The organism is Pseudomonas fakonensis (genome assembly GCF_019139895.1).
GTDB classification, from domain to species: Bacteria; Pseudomonadota; Gammaproteobacteria; order Pseudomonadales; family Pseudomonadaceae; genus Aquipseudomonas; species Aquipseudomonas fakonensis.
The window spans coordinates 4,323,575-4,337,561 of the sequence record NZ_CP077076.1 but is presented as its reverse complement, the minus strand read 5'-3'; the positions used below and the strand labels follow the sequence as shown (position 1 = coordinate 4,337,561).

Genomic DNA, 13,987 nt, shown 5'->3' with positions numbered 1-13,987 from the left:
CCATCCCTGGCCCGATCGGCGCTCGACCGGCATCCATGCCGGTCGCCCCCCTACGCAATCCCTGCGTTCGGCCTCCTGAAGTCGCGAAGTTAGGGGCGGCGCCTGTGAGTAAGCAGCTCGGTCGCTAGTTGCATTTGTGGGAACTCAGGATTGCAATCGCCGGCAAGCCGGCTCCTACAGTGGAACGCGTCAATTTGGATAACGCGTACCCCTGTAGGAGCCGGCTTGCCGGCGATAGGGCCCGAACAAACAACACATCAATAACAATCAAACCAAGATCCCAGCTGTTGATCTGGCTCTTGATCTGGCTTCTAAGCGCGCGGAAGTTCAGGCAACACAAATCGCGACTTCAGGAGGCCGAGCGTAGGGATTGCGTAGGAGGGCGACCGGCATGGATGCCGGTCGAGCGCCGATCGGGCCAGGGACGGCCCGTCGGCGCGTACCTCCGGAGCAAGCCCGAAGCGAGGGAACCCCCGGAGCGCAGCGTAGGGGGCCGGATGATGGGAGCAGGGCGGCTTTGGTTACTTTGGCCGCGACCAAAGTAACCCGCCGTAAAGGCGGAAAGGTGACGAAAAGCGTATATCGTCAATGAATGCGCATACATCTCCCAAAGCAATAACCATAAGCCCCGAACCCGAACCCGAACCTATACTCCACTCCCCACCAACCCCAGCAAGGAGCCCCCCATGCCCCAGGAAAAACAAGGCACCTGCCTGTGCGGCGCCACGCACCTGAAGCTGACCCCCGACACCACCCACATCAGCGCCTGCCACTGCAGCATGTGCCGCAAATGGACCGGCGGCCCGCTGCTGGTCGTGCACTGCAGCCAACCCCCAAAAATCGAAGGCCGCGCCCCCAGCGTGTACGACTCCTCCGACTGGGCCCAGCGCGGCTTCTGCGGCCAGTGCGGCACGCACCTGTTCTACCGCCTCAAGCAGAACGACAGCTACGCCATCCCCATCGGCCTGATCGACGGCGACGAAGCCTGGGACTTCAACCTGCAGATATTCATCGAGCAAAAACCCGCCTGGTACTGCTTCGCCAACACCACCCGCGAACTGACCGGCGAGCAGGCCTTCGAGGAATTGGGCTAAGGCTGCCCGAGTAACCAGTCGGCAAACACCTGGGCGGCCGGCGAGAGCAAGGTCTGGCGGTCGTGCACCAGGTAGTCGGCCTGCCCGGTGCGCACCACGAAGTCCGACACCGGGCGAATCAGCCCGGCGGCGATGCGGTCCCGGGCCATGGCCTCCCAGCCCAGCCCAACACCCATGCCCTGCAGCACCGCATCGAACACCAGGTTCACCTGGTTGAAGGTCAAGGCATCGGCCGGCGCCTGGTAGCGCACGCCAAAATGAGCGAACCAGTCGTGCCAGTCCAGGCAGTTCCAGGCCGAGGCATCCAGCTGGATCAAAGGCAGCGTCTGCAACTCGGCCAGGCTCTCGCCGCTGCCCAAGGGGTGATGGCTGCTGGCGATCGGGAACACCACCTCGTCGAACAGCTTGCTGGCTTGCAAGGTTCGCCAGCGGCCATGCCCGTAGAGAATGCCGAAGTCGTACTCGCCGATCAGGCTCTCGTTGATGTCGTTGCTGGCGTGAATGTTCACCGTCAGCTCCGGGTGCTGCTCGCTGAAGCGCAGCAAGCGCGGGAACAGCCAGTACTGCGCCACCGCATGGGTGCAGATGACGCTGACATGGCGGTCACCGTGGCCGCTTTTGAGGCGCTGCACATTGGCCAGCAACTGGTCGAGCATGGGCTCCACCACCCCCTGGAAGTGCTCGCCGGCAAAGGTCAGGCTGATACCCCGCGCGCGGCGTTCGAACAGCTGCGCGCCCAGGTGGTCTTCCAGCAGGCGGATCTGCTTGCTGACCGCGCTTTGGGTGAGGTACAGCTCGCCGGCGGCGCGGGTGAAACTGCCGGTGCGGGCCACGGCCTCGAAGGCGATCAGGGTGTCCAGTGGGGGCAGGTGGCGGCTGTAGCGGCTCATGGCAGTGTCCGGGCAGGGCAGGTGGGCTCATCATAGGGCGAGGCATTCCTGCATGGAATGGCAGCATGCGTATTGATCTTTTGCTTAAGAGCCGGTTGCGGCGCTAGCCTGCGCACATTCCAACAGAGGAGCGCGGACGTGAAACGCGGTGTGATGTATGCCGGCCTGGCCGGTGCGTTGTGGGGCATGGTGCTGATGGTTCCGGAGCTGTTGCCGGAGTTCAACCCGATGCTGTTGACCAGTGTGCGCTACCTGATGGTGGGCGTGATCTCGCTGCTGCTGGCGCTGCCCATGGCCCGGCAACTGCGCCGCTTGACCCTGGCCGATGCCTGGATGCTGCTGCGCCTGGCGGTGATCGGCAACCTCGTGTACTTCATTTGCCTGGTGGCGGCGATCCAGCGCCTGGGCGTGGCCCCGGCCTCGCTGATCGTCGGTGTGCTGCCGCTGACCATCACCCTGTACGGGCGCAACGACAGCGGCTCGGTCCCCCTGGCCCGGCTGGTGGGGCCGCTGGCGCTGATCCTTGGCGGCATGCTGTGCATCAACCTGGAAACCTTCGCCTTCGCCCCAGGCGATTTGGGCGACAAGCTCATGGGCCTGTTCTACGCTCTGGCGGCCCTGGCCTGCTGGACCTGGTACGCAGTGCAGAACAGCCGTTACCTCAAGCAGTGCGGGCATTTCGACAGCCACCACTGGTCGGTGCTGTGCGGCGTGCTGACCGGCCTTGCCAGCGTGGTGCTGGTGGCGGCGCTGGCGATGTGGCAGCCGCAACAGCTGCAAGTGGAGGCGCCGGCTTCGCGCTGGTGGCTGTTCTGGCTGGCCAGCCTGGGCTGCGCGGTGCTTGGCTCGTGGCTGGCGATGGCGTTGTGGAACGCGGCGTCCAAGCGCTTGCCGTTGACCTTGAGCGGCCAGTTGATCGTGTTCGAGACCCTGTTCGCCCTGCTGTACGCCTTCCTTTGGCGCCAGAGCGGGCCGAGCTTGCTGGAAGCGGCGGCGATCGTGCTGGTGATCGGCGGTGTGCTGTGGTCGATGCGCCAGCACGAACCACCCAAGGAACTTGCCAAACCTGTGCATTCCTGACAAAACGGCGGCCATTCGCAACCGCTTAGAGGAACCTGCCATGAGCAGTGAGCTGCAAGTCATAGATGTTCAGCAGGGCGACGGCAAGGCTGTGGTCAAGGGCGCGCTGATCACCACCCAATACACCGGCTGGCTGGCCGACGGCAGCGAGTTCGACTCGTCCTGGGCGCGGGGCAAGCCGTTCCAGTGCGTGATCGGCACCGGCCGGGTGATCAAGGGGTGGGACCAGGGCCTGATGGGCATGCGCGTGGGCGGCAAGCGCCGGCTGCAGGTGCCGGCGCACCTGGGTTACGGTGAGCGCAGCGTGGGTTCGATCCCGCCAGGCTCGGACCTGACCTTCGAGATCGAACTGCTGGAAGTGCTGACCCGCGACGATTGAAGCATTGCTCAGTCCTCACCCGCCCAGTGCCAGAACGTGGCTCCCCAGGTGGAACCCTTGAACTCTGGCATGATCTCGCCGGCGGTGAAATGGCGCCGCGAATTGGGGCCTGCAGGGCTGGACCAGAAACCTGTGACCGAACAGGGTTGGCCGGCGGCGAGCTTGGTCGGGATGGCAGGGGTCGAATCGTCGACGTCGAAACGGGCGTACCAGCGTTCGCTGCTGGTCTCATCGAACAGGTTGTTGTATGGCGAGTAGTAGTGCAGCGATTGTGGGTTGGTGATACGTAGCGGCTTGAGGATTCGGTTCACCGCCACATACGCAGCCGGCGGCTTTTCGGGGGTGCCGAGTTCGGGCAAGGCGCCGGCGCGGATGACAAGGCCGTTGTCATAGTCGAAGCATTCAACCCCTGCGCAGCCTTCCAGTTTGCGCCGAAGCTCTGTTTTGCCGCCAAGGCGTTCGACGAAACGGTGGCTGATAACGGTGTACCAATTCACGCCCTTGATGGCTTCCGCCAGGTACAGCGACAGACTTTGCGGCTGAGTCGCTACCTCAAGCCCTGGATATTGCTTTGCAAGTTCGTACTCAAGAGGAAGGTAGCGATCGAAATCGTAGGGCAATATGCATGACAACCCCGCACAGCCGTGGTCTGCACCCACCAGATCGGCCAGGTAGAGTAACCAGCCTTGCAATCGCTCCGGGCCATCAGCCTCTTTCAAGATCGCCCAAGGCAAGACCATTCTCAAAAATGACCGGAAGCGATCCCCATGCACCTCATAGGTATTGAGGGCCGCCAGGCTGATTTCGTCGACCTCTTCAAGGCGACTGCCACTACCCAGGTACAACTCGAATACCTCATTGGGTCCAGTATTGCGCAATTTCTTCACGGCCCGATCGAATTGTTGCTTTGTATACCCTGTCGATCTACCGTGAATCATTTGATTCATTCGACCTCCATATTCAAACGTAAATCGCTCGAACCCCTCAATCATTCGCTCTTTTCTTTCCTGGCTATAGCCTTCCTTGAAAAAAAAGGTCATCGCCAAGCCCAGGGTGGCTGCTTTCTCGCTCTGGTCTAATTGAGGCAGGACTCTTGAGGCCTGTTGATCCAGGCTGCTTGAATTACTCAACGTCTATTTCCTCTCTATTAAAAACCAAGACAAACGTAGCCATCCTTAACACCCGTAGAACACTCAGGTTTTCTCTATGAATGTTTGCGGATTCAGGATCAGCCCGCTGCCGCGGGGACAAGCGCTGCCCCACCCAGAATGGCCGCTAATACACGCCAGAACGAGGCAGCCAAGTTGAGCAGTACCAGCAGGCCCGTCACGATTGAAGCTGGAGCGGATACGGTGTAAAGCACTCCGGCGACTGACACGATCACTACGGCGGTGAGCACGCGAGTTCCGGCATCAGCCAGTAATTGTGCCCAGTCGACCACCTTCAACATCTCAAGCGTGATATCCGTATATGCCTGCACATCACGCCAAATCGCTCGCAATTGCTGGTCGGTCCAGCGAATAGCCTCTCCAGAGACGTCACTGATCCATGTCCATGCTTGCTCGGCCTCGATTCTCATCCAGCTACCGGCTTCACTCATCCACTGAAGGGTATCGTTGAAAAATGCCTTTAGCTCGTCAGAGAGCTCACTGATTTCTCTGGAGGCTTCGTCATAAATTGCATCAACCGTTCGCTCGACGCCCACCCACCACTGAACGATTGCGGCCCTTGGTGTTGTCGCTGGTCCATAGGCGGGAACGGAAACTAATGAACCGTCGTCATTGGCCACCAGTGAGGGACTTCTTTTTGAGTTCCGTTCTTGTGCTGGCTGGTGAACCGTGTGGTAACTCATCTCTCTTACCTTGGTGTCGTCGTCTCTACAGTCAAATATGTTCAGCAATGACAGTCGTCGTGCGCCACCGGCAATGGCCTCATAATCACGGCGCTGTGAGAAATGAAACTCATCCCCTGGAAACTTGACTTCTACCACCCGCTCCAAGTTGTCTTCATGCATCACCCCATCATGGTCAGTTCCTGCCTGCCCTGGCCAGCGCACACCCGGATCTTTCACAATAATCACGTCTGGCCGCCTAAGCAGTCCGCGCGTCAAACCTTTCGGAAAAGGATTCAAGGTATGCCTGCGGTCCGGATCTTTATTGCCGCCACTTGAACTCAAAAAAGGCCTGGGGGGATCGGTCGTCATGTCAAAGCTCACCTCCGCCTTGTAATCAAACCGATAGTCATGCCGATATTCGTCCAGGCGTATGAGCCCACTCATCACCAACTGCTTCATCTCTACAGGCATGAGTTGCCCACTCGGGCTCTGGCGTAGGGTCAACCTCGGAAAGCGCACACCGTAATCGGCTTTTTCCAACAGATAGCGCTTGTTCTGTTCGGTCGGCAGCGCTGCGATTTCCACTCGCCCTTCGATGCTGGTAGTCGTGCAACCGTGATGGGTTTCAGTCACTTGCTTCATTGCCATGACTCACTCCTGGTCTTTCAGATCGAAAAGGATGGCGCCAGCCCCAGGCTCCCCTGCCCTGATCAGAGCGCGGACGGGCTCGGCCCTGCGTTCAGGGGTCAGCAGTTCCAGTGGTTCCGGGCTCTCGCTGACGACTTCAGCTGTCCGGCCCTGGCCATCGCTGTAGCCGGCAATACGGCGGCCCTGTGCTTGCTGCAGGACATACGGCACCCGGGGTAGCGGCTTGCCGGTCTGCGCATCGGTCATCTGATAACGGCCCCGATACTGACGCAGATCACTCAGGGGCTCCGGGGCGCGTTGTGGCTGCGCCAAACCCGGCAACCGCGGCAACTCCACCGCAACCCCACGCCCTTTACCCGGCGCTCCTGCGCCGTTGAACGCCACCTGCGAGCCGACCAGGCTCACCCCGCCCGGATCGAGCTTGATGAAGCTGCCACCCGCTGCCAGGGTCAGCTCCAGCCCGGCTTCGATCACCAGCGTCTCACCGGCCTTGATATGGATCTCCCGGCCCGCCTCGATCAGCTGCGCGCTGCCGATCTTCACGTGCTGGTCGTTGCCCACACTGAGGTGGTCGTTGCGCCGTACTTCGGTCTTGCGGTCCCCATGCGTGGTGCGGTGCTCCTCGGCCTGGAGCGCGCTGAAGCTGTTGCCCAGCACGCTGTCGTGGCGCTCATGGCCGACGTGGATCTTCTGGTCGTTGCCGATGCGTTGCTCCCAGTCGCGCTGGGCGTGAACGAAGATCTGCTCCTGGCCGCTGCGGTCCTCCAGGTACAGCTCGTTGCTGCCGCCACCGCCAGGGCTGCTGCGGGTCTTGAACAGGCTGCGGGTCTTGTTTGCTGGCAGCGGGTACGCCGGCGGGTGCTCGGCGTGGTACAGGCAGCCGGTGACCAGCGGCTGGTCGGGGTCGCCTTCGAGAAACTCCACCAGCACCTCCATGCCGACCCGCGGGATGGCCAGTGCACCGATGCCCGGGCCGGCCCAGCCGCTGGCCACCCGCAGCCAGCAACTGCTGGTATCACTGCCCTGGCCTTCGCGATCCCAGTGGAACTGCACCTTGACCCGGCCGTATTCGTCGCAGTGGATTTCCTCGCCCGGCGGGCCAGTGACCACGGCAGTCTGGCAGCCGAGCACCTGAGGCTTTTCGTGCTCCAGCGGGGGCCGGTGGAAGGTATCCCAGGGCGTGGCCAGGAACTGGTTGGCGTAGCGCGAAGCGCAGCCCTGCGGCATCGACTCCTCCAGTACCTGGGGCTGATGGCCCTCGTGGCGTACTTCGGTCAGCAGCCACAGGTCGTTCCATTCGCGGCGCGGGTGCCCGGCCAGGGCCATGAAGCTACCGCTGGCCAGGCCCGGCTCGTCACTGCAGCCCTGGGCCTGGCAGTAATCGGCACGTTCGCGCTGCAGCGCGCGCTGGCACAACTGCCGGCCGCGGGCGCGGTCGCTGAAGTGGCCGGGGTAGCGGTAGTGCTCAAGGTCCGGTGTGTCCTGGGCTGAGGCGCCTGGCCCGTGGCTGGCCTCCAGCAGCAGGCGCGGCATCTCGGAGTCATAGTCGCGCAGGCTGACCCGGGTGGTGCGGGTTTCCAGGCGCAGGCCGAACTGGTTGATCACCGGCGTGTCGGCGACCAGGCCGGCGTCCTGTACGTATGCGGTTGGCCGGGCGAGCCTGGGGAAGAAGGTCTGGTCGTCGCCGAACGCCAGCAGATGGCCTTGGCGATGGTGTTCGAAGTGGTAGTGCAGGCCTTCTTCTTCGCACAGGCGCTGGACGAAGTGCAGGTCGGACTCGTCGTACTGCACGCAGTACTCGCGCGGCGGGCACGGGGTGCCGAGCGAGAAACGAAAGTGGTCGGACGTGATGCCGTGCTCCTGCAAGATCGTCGCGATGATCTGCGCCGCAGTGCGCTGCTGGAAGATCCGCTGGTTGTAGCGCAGGCTCAGGTACAGCAGGCGTGGTACAAGGCTGATCCGGTAGTGCTGCAGGCGCTGGCCGGCGTCGCTTTGCGCAGCCTGGTAGACCTGGCCGTGGATGCCTTGGCCGGCATCGCCGAAGGTGAGGAAAGCCTGCTGATGCAAGAGGCTTTCGAGGTCGATGTCCGGCTGTTCGCTGACCAACTCCAGCTCGAAGCGGTAAGGCTGGCTGATGGCTTCGCGGCCAGTGAACGACAGCACCTGAAAGTCGCTGGCGTGGTGATCGAAGGCCAGCGTGAAGCGGGCCTTGGCGGCTGAATGCAACATGGCGGCGGTTCCCTGCCTGCGAGTCGGACGGGAACCGTAACAGCTGGCAAGACGCGATTCTGCGGGGGATTCAGGGGTTGGGAATGCTCCTACGCAACACCAAGAAGACTCCTACTTACGGCCACATTCGGTAACCAACGACCGCTATGAGACGGTCGCGATCATGCTGCGCGCCATTTGTGCAAAATCCCCCACCAGTTCCTCCAGCCCATGCTGCACCGCCTCACTGGCCCGGCTCAGCGCATACACCGTCACCGCAACCCCCGGCTGCAACGGCCTGGACTGCCCGGCCGGCAAACCATGTGCGGTGAACGGGTCGACCAGTGCCAGGCCCGCTCCGGCTTCCGCCATGGCCCGTGCCAGGGCGTAGGTCTGCACCTGCACATCGATGCGCGCGGGCGGCTCGATACCCCGCAGGCACTGGTTGACCCGGCTGGCCAGCGGGTCGCTGCTGCTCAGGCCGATCAGTGGCGCATCGGCAAGCTCATCCACTGGCAGCGGCATGCCAGCGCGCTGCACAGGCCAGTAGCCGATCGGTGCCACCACCCTCAATTCGCCACAGGCCAGCGGCTCTACCTTGAGCCCCGGATGCTGCGGGTCGTGCAGGGTCAGCGCCAGGTCGATCTCGCGCATCAGCAGGTGCTGCACCAGCTCGCGGCTATGCAGGCTGGCCAGCTCGCAGCGGGTGGCGGGGTGGCGTAGCTGCCAGGCGGCTATAACCTGCGGCAGCAGTGCCTGGGCCAACGCCGGCGTGGCGCCGATATGCAGCGCCTGCGCCGGTTGCCGGCGCAGGCTCACGGCCAGCCGTCGCACGGCGTCCAGGCCGTCGCTGACCTTGTCCATCTCGTGTTCCAGCAGCAAGGCCTCGGGGGTCACCTGCAGTTTGCCGCGCACCCGGCGAAACAGGGCAAAGCCCAACTGCTGTTCAGCGTGCTGCAGCACCTTGGACACCGCCGGCTGGCTGACATGCAGCAACTGCGCGGCGGCGCTGACGGACCCGGCCTGGCGGATGGCCTGGAAAACTTCGATGTGCCGCAGGCGCATGGCGCACTCCATAACCTTTGCTCATACCCTGGGCATGATCCGGCATTATCCGCCGGCTGTCATCGGCCGTAGCCTGAGCGCACCCGACAGGAGGCGATGATGAACAAGCAAGTGACGGTGATCGGTGGTGGCGTGATCGGCTTGGCCACGGCTTATGCCCTGGTGCGCGAAGGCCGCGAGGTGACCTTGATCGAGGGCCGCGACAGCCTGGGCACTGGCACCAGCTTTGCCAACGGCGGGCAGCTGTCGTACCGCTACGTGTCGCCGCTGGCCGATGCCGGGGTGCCGTGGCAGGCCCTGGGCTGGTTGCTGCAAGGTGACTCACCCTTGCGCCTGCGGCTGCGCATGGACCCGGCCCAGTGGCGCTGGCTGGCGGGCTTTATGGGCGCTTGCCGGCGCTCGGTGAACCGGCGCAACGGCGCCCGTCTGCTGGAGTTGGCCCTGTACAGCCAGGCCACCTTGGCGCGCTGGCGCGGGGAGGATGCACTGGCGGGCTTTGCCTGGCGGCGCAACGGCAAGCTGGTGGCATTTCGCAGCGAAACGGCGTTCGCCAAGGCGCGGGCGAGCCTGATCGATGCAGGCGCGCAGCAGGTGCTCGATGGCGATGCATTGCGCCAGCTTGAGCCCGCATTGGCCGATGCACCGTTCATTGGCGGTATCCATACCCCGGATGATGAAGTTGCCGACTGTCATCGGTTTTGCCTGGCCTTGGCAGCGCGCTTGCAGGCGTCCGGGCGATGCAGGTTTTTACTTGGGCAGCCAGTGCAGCGCCTGCTGCATGAGCAGGGGCGGGTGGTGGCGCTGCAGCTTGGTGATGAGCGGCTGGCGGTGCAGCAGGTGGTGCTGTGCGCCGGCCATCGCAGTGCTGCGCTGGGGTTGCCTGGGGTGCGCCTGCCTTTGTACCCGCTGAAGGGCTACAGCCTGACGGCACCGATTCTTGCCGGGCAGCGGGCGCCGCAGCTGAGTGTGACCGACTACGAACGCAAGGTGGTCTACGCCCGCCTGCACGACCAGCTGCGGGTGGCGGCGATGGTGGATATCGTCGGCTTCGACGAAGGGCTTGAGCAGCAACGGCTGGCGACCCTGGAGCGGTTGGTCAGGGCGACCTTGCCGGATGCAGCGCAGTATGACGCGGCGCAGGCCTGGGCCGGGATGCGCCCGGCGACACCCAGTGGGGTGCCGCTGATCGGGGATACGGCCTATCGCAACCTGTGGTTGAACATCGGGCATGGGGCACTGGGGTTCACCCTGGCCTGTGGCAGTGCCGAGCGCCTGGCCGGGATGATCCCCCTGTAGGAGCCGGCTTGCCGGCGATGAGGCCGGACCTGTGTGTGATGGCTGCTGGCCCCATCGCTGGCAAGCCAGCTCCTACAGGGGGGGGCTGACTGATCAACGCCCGAAACGCATCGGCCAGCCGATCACCTTCTTCGCCCGCGGCGTGGCATAGGTGCGTACCTTCGAGGTGCTCAGGCCTAAACGCACCAGCGACTCGGCCATGGTTACCGCAGCGCTCACACCGTCCACCACCGGCACCCCGGTGCGCTGGCGGATCTGTTCGTCGAGCCCGGCCATGCCGCCGCAGCCCAGGCAGATCACCTCGGCCTTGTCGTCGCGCACGGCGCGCTCGGCCTGCTCGACGATGGCCTCTACCGCGCGCTGCGGGTCGGCCTCCAGCTCCAGTACCGCCAGGCCGCTGGCGCGGACCGAGGCGCAGCGCTCGTACAGCCCCGAGAGCTTCAGGCGGTCTTCGATCAGCGGCACGGTGCGGTCCAGGGTGGTCACCACCGAGTAGGCGTGGCCCAGGTACATGGCAGTGCTGGCGGCGGCATCGGTGATGTCCACCACCGGTACGTTCAGCAACTCCTGTAGGCCTTCGCGGCCATGCTCGCCGTAACCGGCCTGGATCACCGCATCATAGGGCTGGTCGTAGGCCAGCACGCGGTCCATCACGGCAATGGCGGCCAGGTAGCTCTCGAAGTTACCCTCCACTGATTCGGCGCCGAACCAAGGGGTCAGGCCGACGATCTCGGTGCCGGGCGCCGCAACGCTGCGGGCCTGTTCGGCGATAGCCTCGGTGATGGCTTCGGTGGTGTTGACGTTGGCGATCAGAATACGCATGCAAAAGCTCCCGCAATTCAGTGGCTGCTGTGGTCGACGGCGATGCATTCACCGCTCACGTCGTGGTATTGGCGATGGCGCGGCGCGACCAGCAGGTACACGGCGGCGGCGATGCCGGCACCGATCAGCCAGGAGAACGGCGCAACGCTGTGGAAGTTGGGCACCAGGGCCAGGACGATGGCCAGCAGGGCGGCCGGCAGGAACGCGGCCACGGCGCGCAGGTTGATGCCGCGGCTGTAGTGGTAGGCGCCGGCGGGGTTTTCGCTGTACAGCTCGGGCACGTTGATGCAGCCCTTACGCAGCAGCCAGTAGTCGGCCATGATCACGCCGTACAGCGGGCCGAGCAGGGCGCCCAGGCCTGAGAGGAAGTACACGATCACCAGCGGGCTGTTGTAGAGGTTCCACGGCAGGATCACCACTGCCAGGGTTGCGCTGATCAGCCCGGCGCGGCGGAAGTTCAGGTGGCGCGGCGCCAGGTTGCTGAGCACGAAAGCCGGGGCGACGAAGTTGGCCATGATGTTGACCGCCACGGTGACGATCAGGAAGGCCATGCAGCCCAGTACCAGGAACGCGGTGTCGGGGATGCTGGCGACGATTTGCGTCGGGCTGTCGATGACCTGGCCGTTGATCTGGAACTGCGCGCCGCACAGCACCACGGTAATGGCGGCGAACACCAGGATGTTCACCGGCAGGCCCCAGAAGTTGCCCACGCGGATGGTCTTGCGGCACGGCGCGCTGCGGGCGAAGTCGCAGAAGTTCAGTACCAGGGTGCCGTAGATCGCCAGCCACAGGGCGCCGCCGGCAAAGATGTTGCGCCACATCTCGTAGCCGGTCAGCGGTTCTGCCACCGACCAGGCGATGCGCGCGTCGGCCTTGAAGTACATGAACACCGCCAGGCTGGCCACGGTCAGCAAGATCACAGGGCCCGCGAACGCCTCGTAGCGGCGCACCATTTCCATGCCGTAGGCGAGAATCACCAGTTGCACCAGCCAGATCGCCACGAAGCACACCCAGCCCAGGCTCGACAGGCCAAGGATGCTGTCGTGGTCGTACACGGCCACCTGTGGCCATACGGCGGTCAGCAACACCCGCAGTACCACCGAGGCCAGGTAGGTCTGGATGCCGAACCAGGCGATGGCGATCACCGCGCGGATCAGCGCCGGGATTTGCGCGCCATGGATGCCGAAAGCGATGCGGCTGATCACCGGGAACGGCACGCCGGTCTTCTGGCCCATGTAGCCGGACAGGTTCATGAAGAAGTACACCAGCGCCGCGCCGATCGCCAGCGACAGCAAAATCTGCCAGCCGCCCAGGCCCAAGGCGAACAGGCCCATGGCGAAGGAGTAGTTGGCGATGTTGTGCACATCGTTGGTCCACAGCGCAAAGATGCTGTAGCCGCCCCAGCGGCGGCCTTCGGCCTTGGTCGGGGCGAGGTCGCGGTTGTGCAGGCGCGGGCTCAGTTCGAGGTTGGCCGGCTGGCCTTCGAGGGTGGTAGGGCTGGTGCTGGCAACGGAAAGTTCAGGGGCAAGGTCGAGGCTGCTAGGCATTCCGGCGGCTCCTGATGCGTGTGACTGCGATGAGCGGGCGCTGGCGCACGGGCTCGCCATCTCGTCGGTGCAGGCGTTGGCATCACAGGGTTCTGGGCGCAACGGTCGCCTGTGGGCGACGCTGCGAGTTCTTGTGTATTTATGTTTTGTTTAAGTTGTATACAAAACACGAGCACACAAAAGCCAGTTCCGTGCCAGGCTGAATCCAGTTTTTAGTTGGCCACTATTTTGAATCTAGGTTGTTGAAATGTAAGTAAATGAAATAAAGAGAATATAAATTGACCAAATGAACAGGATTTATTTTTAAAGCCTGTTGTTAGTTGATCAGTTGGTCAGAATTAGTGGCGGGGAGTGTGTAACTTAATGGGGCGTTACCTGGGAGAAGTGCACACAAAAATGGCACTTAAGGTGACATTTATGTGTACAAAAAATAGCCGTTAACGTTTCGCCTTCCCCTGTGGGAGCGGCCTTGTGTCGCGATGGGCTGCGCAGCAGCCCCGGCAATTTCGTGTGTTACCGAGATCGTGGGGCTGCTGCGCAGCCCATCGCGGCACAAGGCCGCTCCCACAGACGAGCAGTGCCGGCAAGGTGTTACGCCATCGGCGGCAGGCGCCGCTTCACCGGGGTTTTCTTGATGATCGCGGTATTGGTCTCGGCCAGCACGTTCAGGCGGTCGAGCAGGGTGTCCAGTTGCTCCATGGAGCGCACGTGCAGGCGGGCGATGAAGCAGTCCTCGCCGGTGACCTTGTCGCACTCGGTGAGCTCGGGGATGGCGATGATCTGCCGCTCCACCTCCTGCAACTGCCCCGGCAACGGGCGAATGCGCACGATGGCCTGCAGCTGGTAGCCGAAGCAGCGCGGGTCCACCTCCACTGTGTAGCCGCGCAGCACGCCGCGTTCTTCAAGCCGGCGCAGGCGCTCGCTGACACTGGGCGCCGACAGCCCGCTGACTTGGGCCAGGGCCTTGAGCGAACGGCGCGAATCTTCCATCAGGGCGTTGATCAACAGTTGGTCAATATCATCGGTCATGGCTAACTCGTCAGGCGATTTGAAGAAATTGCCTTGATAGTAAAGGTCGATGCCAGGTTCTGCCTTGTTTATCCGCTGGAGGGCGCCGCGGGCGC

Annotated in this window: 11 protein-coding genes and 1 pseudogene; 4 read left to right on the top strand and 8 right to left on the bottom strand. The window is 63.4% G+C overall.

The genetic code is table 11. The annotated features are described in order from the left end of the window. The first annotated feature begins 686 nt into the window (after positions 1-686). Positions 687-1,094 carry a GFA family protein gene (locus tag KSS94_RS18975; RefSeq protein WP_217839616.1) on the top strand — a complete coding sequence of 136 codons (408 nt, stop codon included), beginning with the start codon at positions 687-689 and terminating at the stop codon, positions 1,092-1,094. Here the strand turns inward: KSS94_RS18975 and KSS94_RS18970 are convergent. Further along, on the bottom strand, positions 1,091-1,984 hold the full coding sequence (locus KSS94_RS18970; RefSeq protein ID WP_217839615.1) for a LysR substrate-binding domain-containing protein: 894 nt from the start codon (positions 1,982-1,984) through the stop codon (positions 1,091-1,093). The two genes, KSS94_RS18975 and KSS94_RS18970, sit on opposite strands and share 4 nt — an antisense overlap. Before the next feature lie 138 nt (positions 1,985-2,122). Here KSS94_RS18970 and KSS94_RS18965 point away from each other — a divergent pair, with 138 nt between their 5' ends. Next, entirely contained in the window at positions 2,123-3,064 is a 942-nt protein-coding gene (locus KSS94_RS18965; RefSeq protein ID WP_217839614.1) for a DMT family transporter, read from the top strand. Positions 3,065-3,104: 40 nt separating this feature from the next. Further along, entirely contained in the window at positions 3,105-3,443 is a 339-nt protein-coding gene (locus tag KSS94_RS18960) for an FKBP-type peptidyl-prolyl cis-trans isomerase (protein WP_217839613.1), read from the top strand. Positions 3,444-3,451: 8 nt separating this feature from the next. Here the strand turns inward: KSS94_RS18960 and KSS94_RS18955 are convergent, their stop codons facing one another. From KSS94_RS18955 to KSS94_RS18940, 4 genes are all read right to left on the bottom strand, one after another. Next, positions 3,452-4,573 carry a type VI immunity family protein gene (locus KSS94_RS18955; RefSeq protein ID WP_217839612.1) on the bottom strand — a complete coding sequence of 374 codons (1,122 nt, stop codon included), beginning with the start codon at positions 4,571-4,573 and terminating at the stop codon, positions 3,452-3,454. Positions 4,574-4,671: 98 nt separating this feature from the next. Beyond that, a complete protein-coding gene (locus KSS94_RS18950) occupies positions 4,672-5,925 on the bottom strand; it encodes a VRR-NUC domain-containing protein (RefSeq protein ID WP_217839611.1) in 1,254 nt (417 codons plus the stop codon). Positions 5,926-5,928: 3 nt separating this feature from the next. Then, positions 5,929-8,154 carry a type VI secretion system Vgr family protein gene (locus KSS94_RS18945; RefSeq protein ID WP_217839610.1) on the bottom strand — a complete coding sequence of 742 codons (2,226 nt, stop codon included), beginning with the start codon at positions 8,152-8,154 and terminating at the stop codon, positions 5,929-5,931. A 144-nt stretch (positions 8,155-8,298) separates the two neighbouring features. Next, entirely contained in the window at positions 8,299-9,198 is a 900-nt protein-coding gene (locus KSS94_RS18940) for a LysR family transcriptional regulator (RefSeq protein WP_217839609.1), read from the bottom strand. A 99-nt stretch (positions 9,199-9,297) separates the two neighbouring features. Here KSS94_RS18940 and KSS94_RS18935 point away from each other — a divergent pair, with 99 nt between their 5' ends. Further along, positions 9,298-10,494: a D-amino acid dehydrogenase gene (locus tag KSS94_RS18935; protein WP_217839608.1), complete on the top strand. Its 1,197-nt coding sequence runs from the start codon at positions 9,298-9,300 to the stop codon at positions 10,492-10,494. Positions 10,495-10,587: 93 nt separating this feature from the next. On the opposite strand, the gene KSS94_RS18930 is transcribed toward KSS94_RS18935, so the two are convergent. The 3 genes and pseudogenes from KSS94_RS18930 to KSS94_RS18920 form a co-directional block, all read right to left on the bottom strand. Beyond that, positions 10,588-11,316 (bottom strand): aspartate/glutamate racemase family protein, encoded by a 729-nt coding sequence (locus tag KSS94_RS18930; RefSeq protein WP_217839607.1) that lies wholly within the window; start codon positions 11,314-11,316, stop codon positions 10,588-10,590. A 17-nt stretch (positions 11,317-11,333) separates the two neighbouring features. Next, positions 11,334-12,785, bottom strand: a pseudogene (locus tag KSS94_RS18925) (NCS1 family nucleobase:cation symporter-1); the annotation flags it as partial. 669 nt (positions 12,786-13,454) lie between these two features. Then, a complete protein-coding gene (locus KSS94_RS18920) occupies positions 13,455-13,892 on the bottom strand; it encodes an Lrp/AsnC family transcriptional regulator (RefSeq protein ID WP_217839605.1) in 438 nt (145 codons plus the stop codon). Positions 13,893-13,987 lie beyond the last annotated feature (95 nt).

What these genes read in the sequence shown, in the direction of transcription:
- KSS94_RS18920 (WP_217839605.1), bottom strand. Translation starts at nt 13,892, where the DNA reads ATGACCGATGATATTGACCAACTGTTGATCAACGCCCTGATGGAAGAT.
- KSS94_RS18960 (WP_217839613.1), top strand. Translation starts at nt 3,105, where the DNA reads ATGAGCAGTGAGCTGCAAGTCATAGATGTTCAGCAGGGCGACGGCAAG.
- KSS94_RS18945 (WP_217839610.1), bottom strand. Translation starts at nt 8,154, where the DNA reads ATGTTGCATTCAGCCGCCAAGGCCCGCTTCACGCTGGCCTTCGATCAC.
- KSS94_RS18970 (WP_217839615.1), bottom strand. Translation starts at nt 1,984, where the DNA reads ATGAGCCGCTACAGCCGCCACCTGCCCCCACTGGACACCCTGATCGCC.
- KSS94_RS18930 (WP_217839607.1), bottom strand. Translation starts at nt 11,316, where the DNA reads ATGCGTATTCTGATCGCCAACGTCAACACCACCGAAGCCATCACCGAG.
- KSS94_RS18935 (WP_217839608.1), top strand. Translation starts at nt 9,298, where the DNA reads ATGAACAAGCAAGTGACGGTGATCGGTGGTGGCGTGATCGGCTTGGCC.
- KSS94_RS18940 (WP_217839609.1), bottom strand. Translation starts at nt 9,198, where the DNA reads ATGCGCCTGCGGCACATCGAAGTTTTCCAGGCCATCCGCCAGGCCGGG.
- KSS94_RS18975 (WP_217839616.1), top strand. Translation starts at nt 687, where the DNA reads ATGCCCCAGGAAAAACAAGGCACCTGCCTGTGCGGCGCCACGCACCTG.
- KSS94_RS18950 (WP_217839611.1), bottom strand. Translation starts at nt 5,925, where the DNA reads ATGGCAATGAAGCAAGTGACTGAAACCCATCACGGTTGCACGACTACC.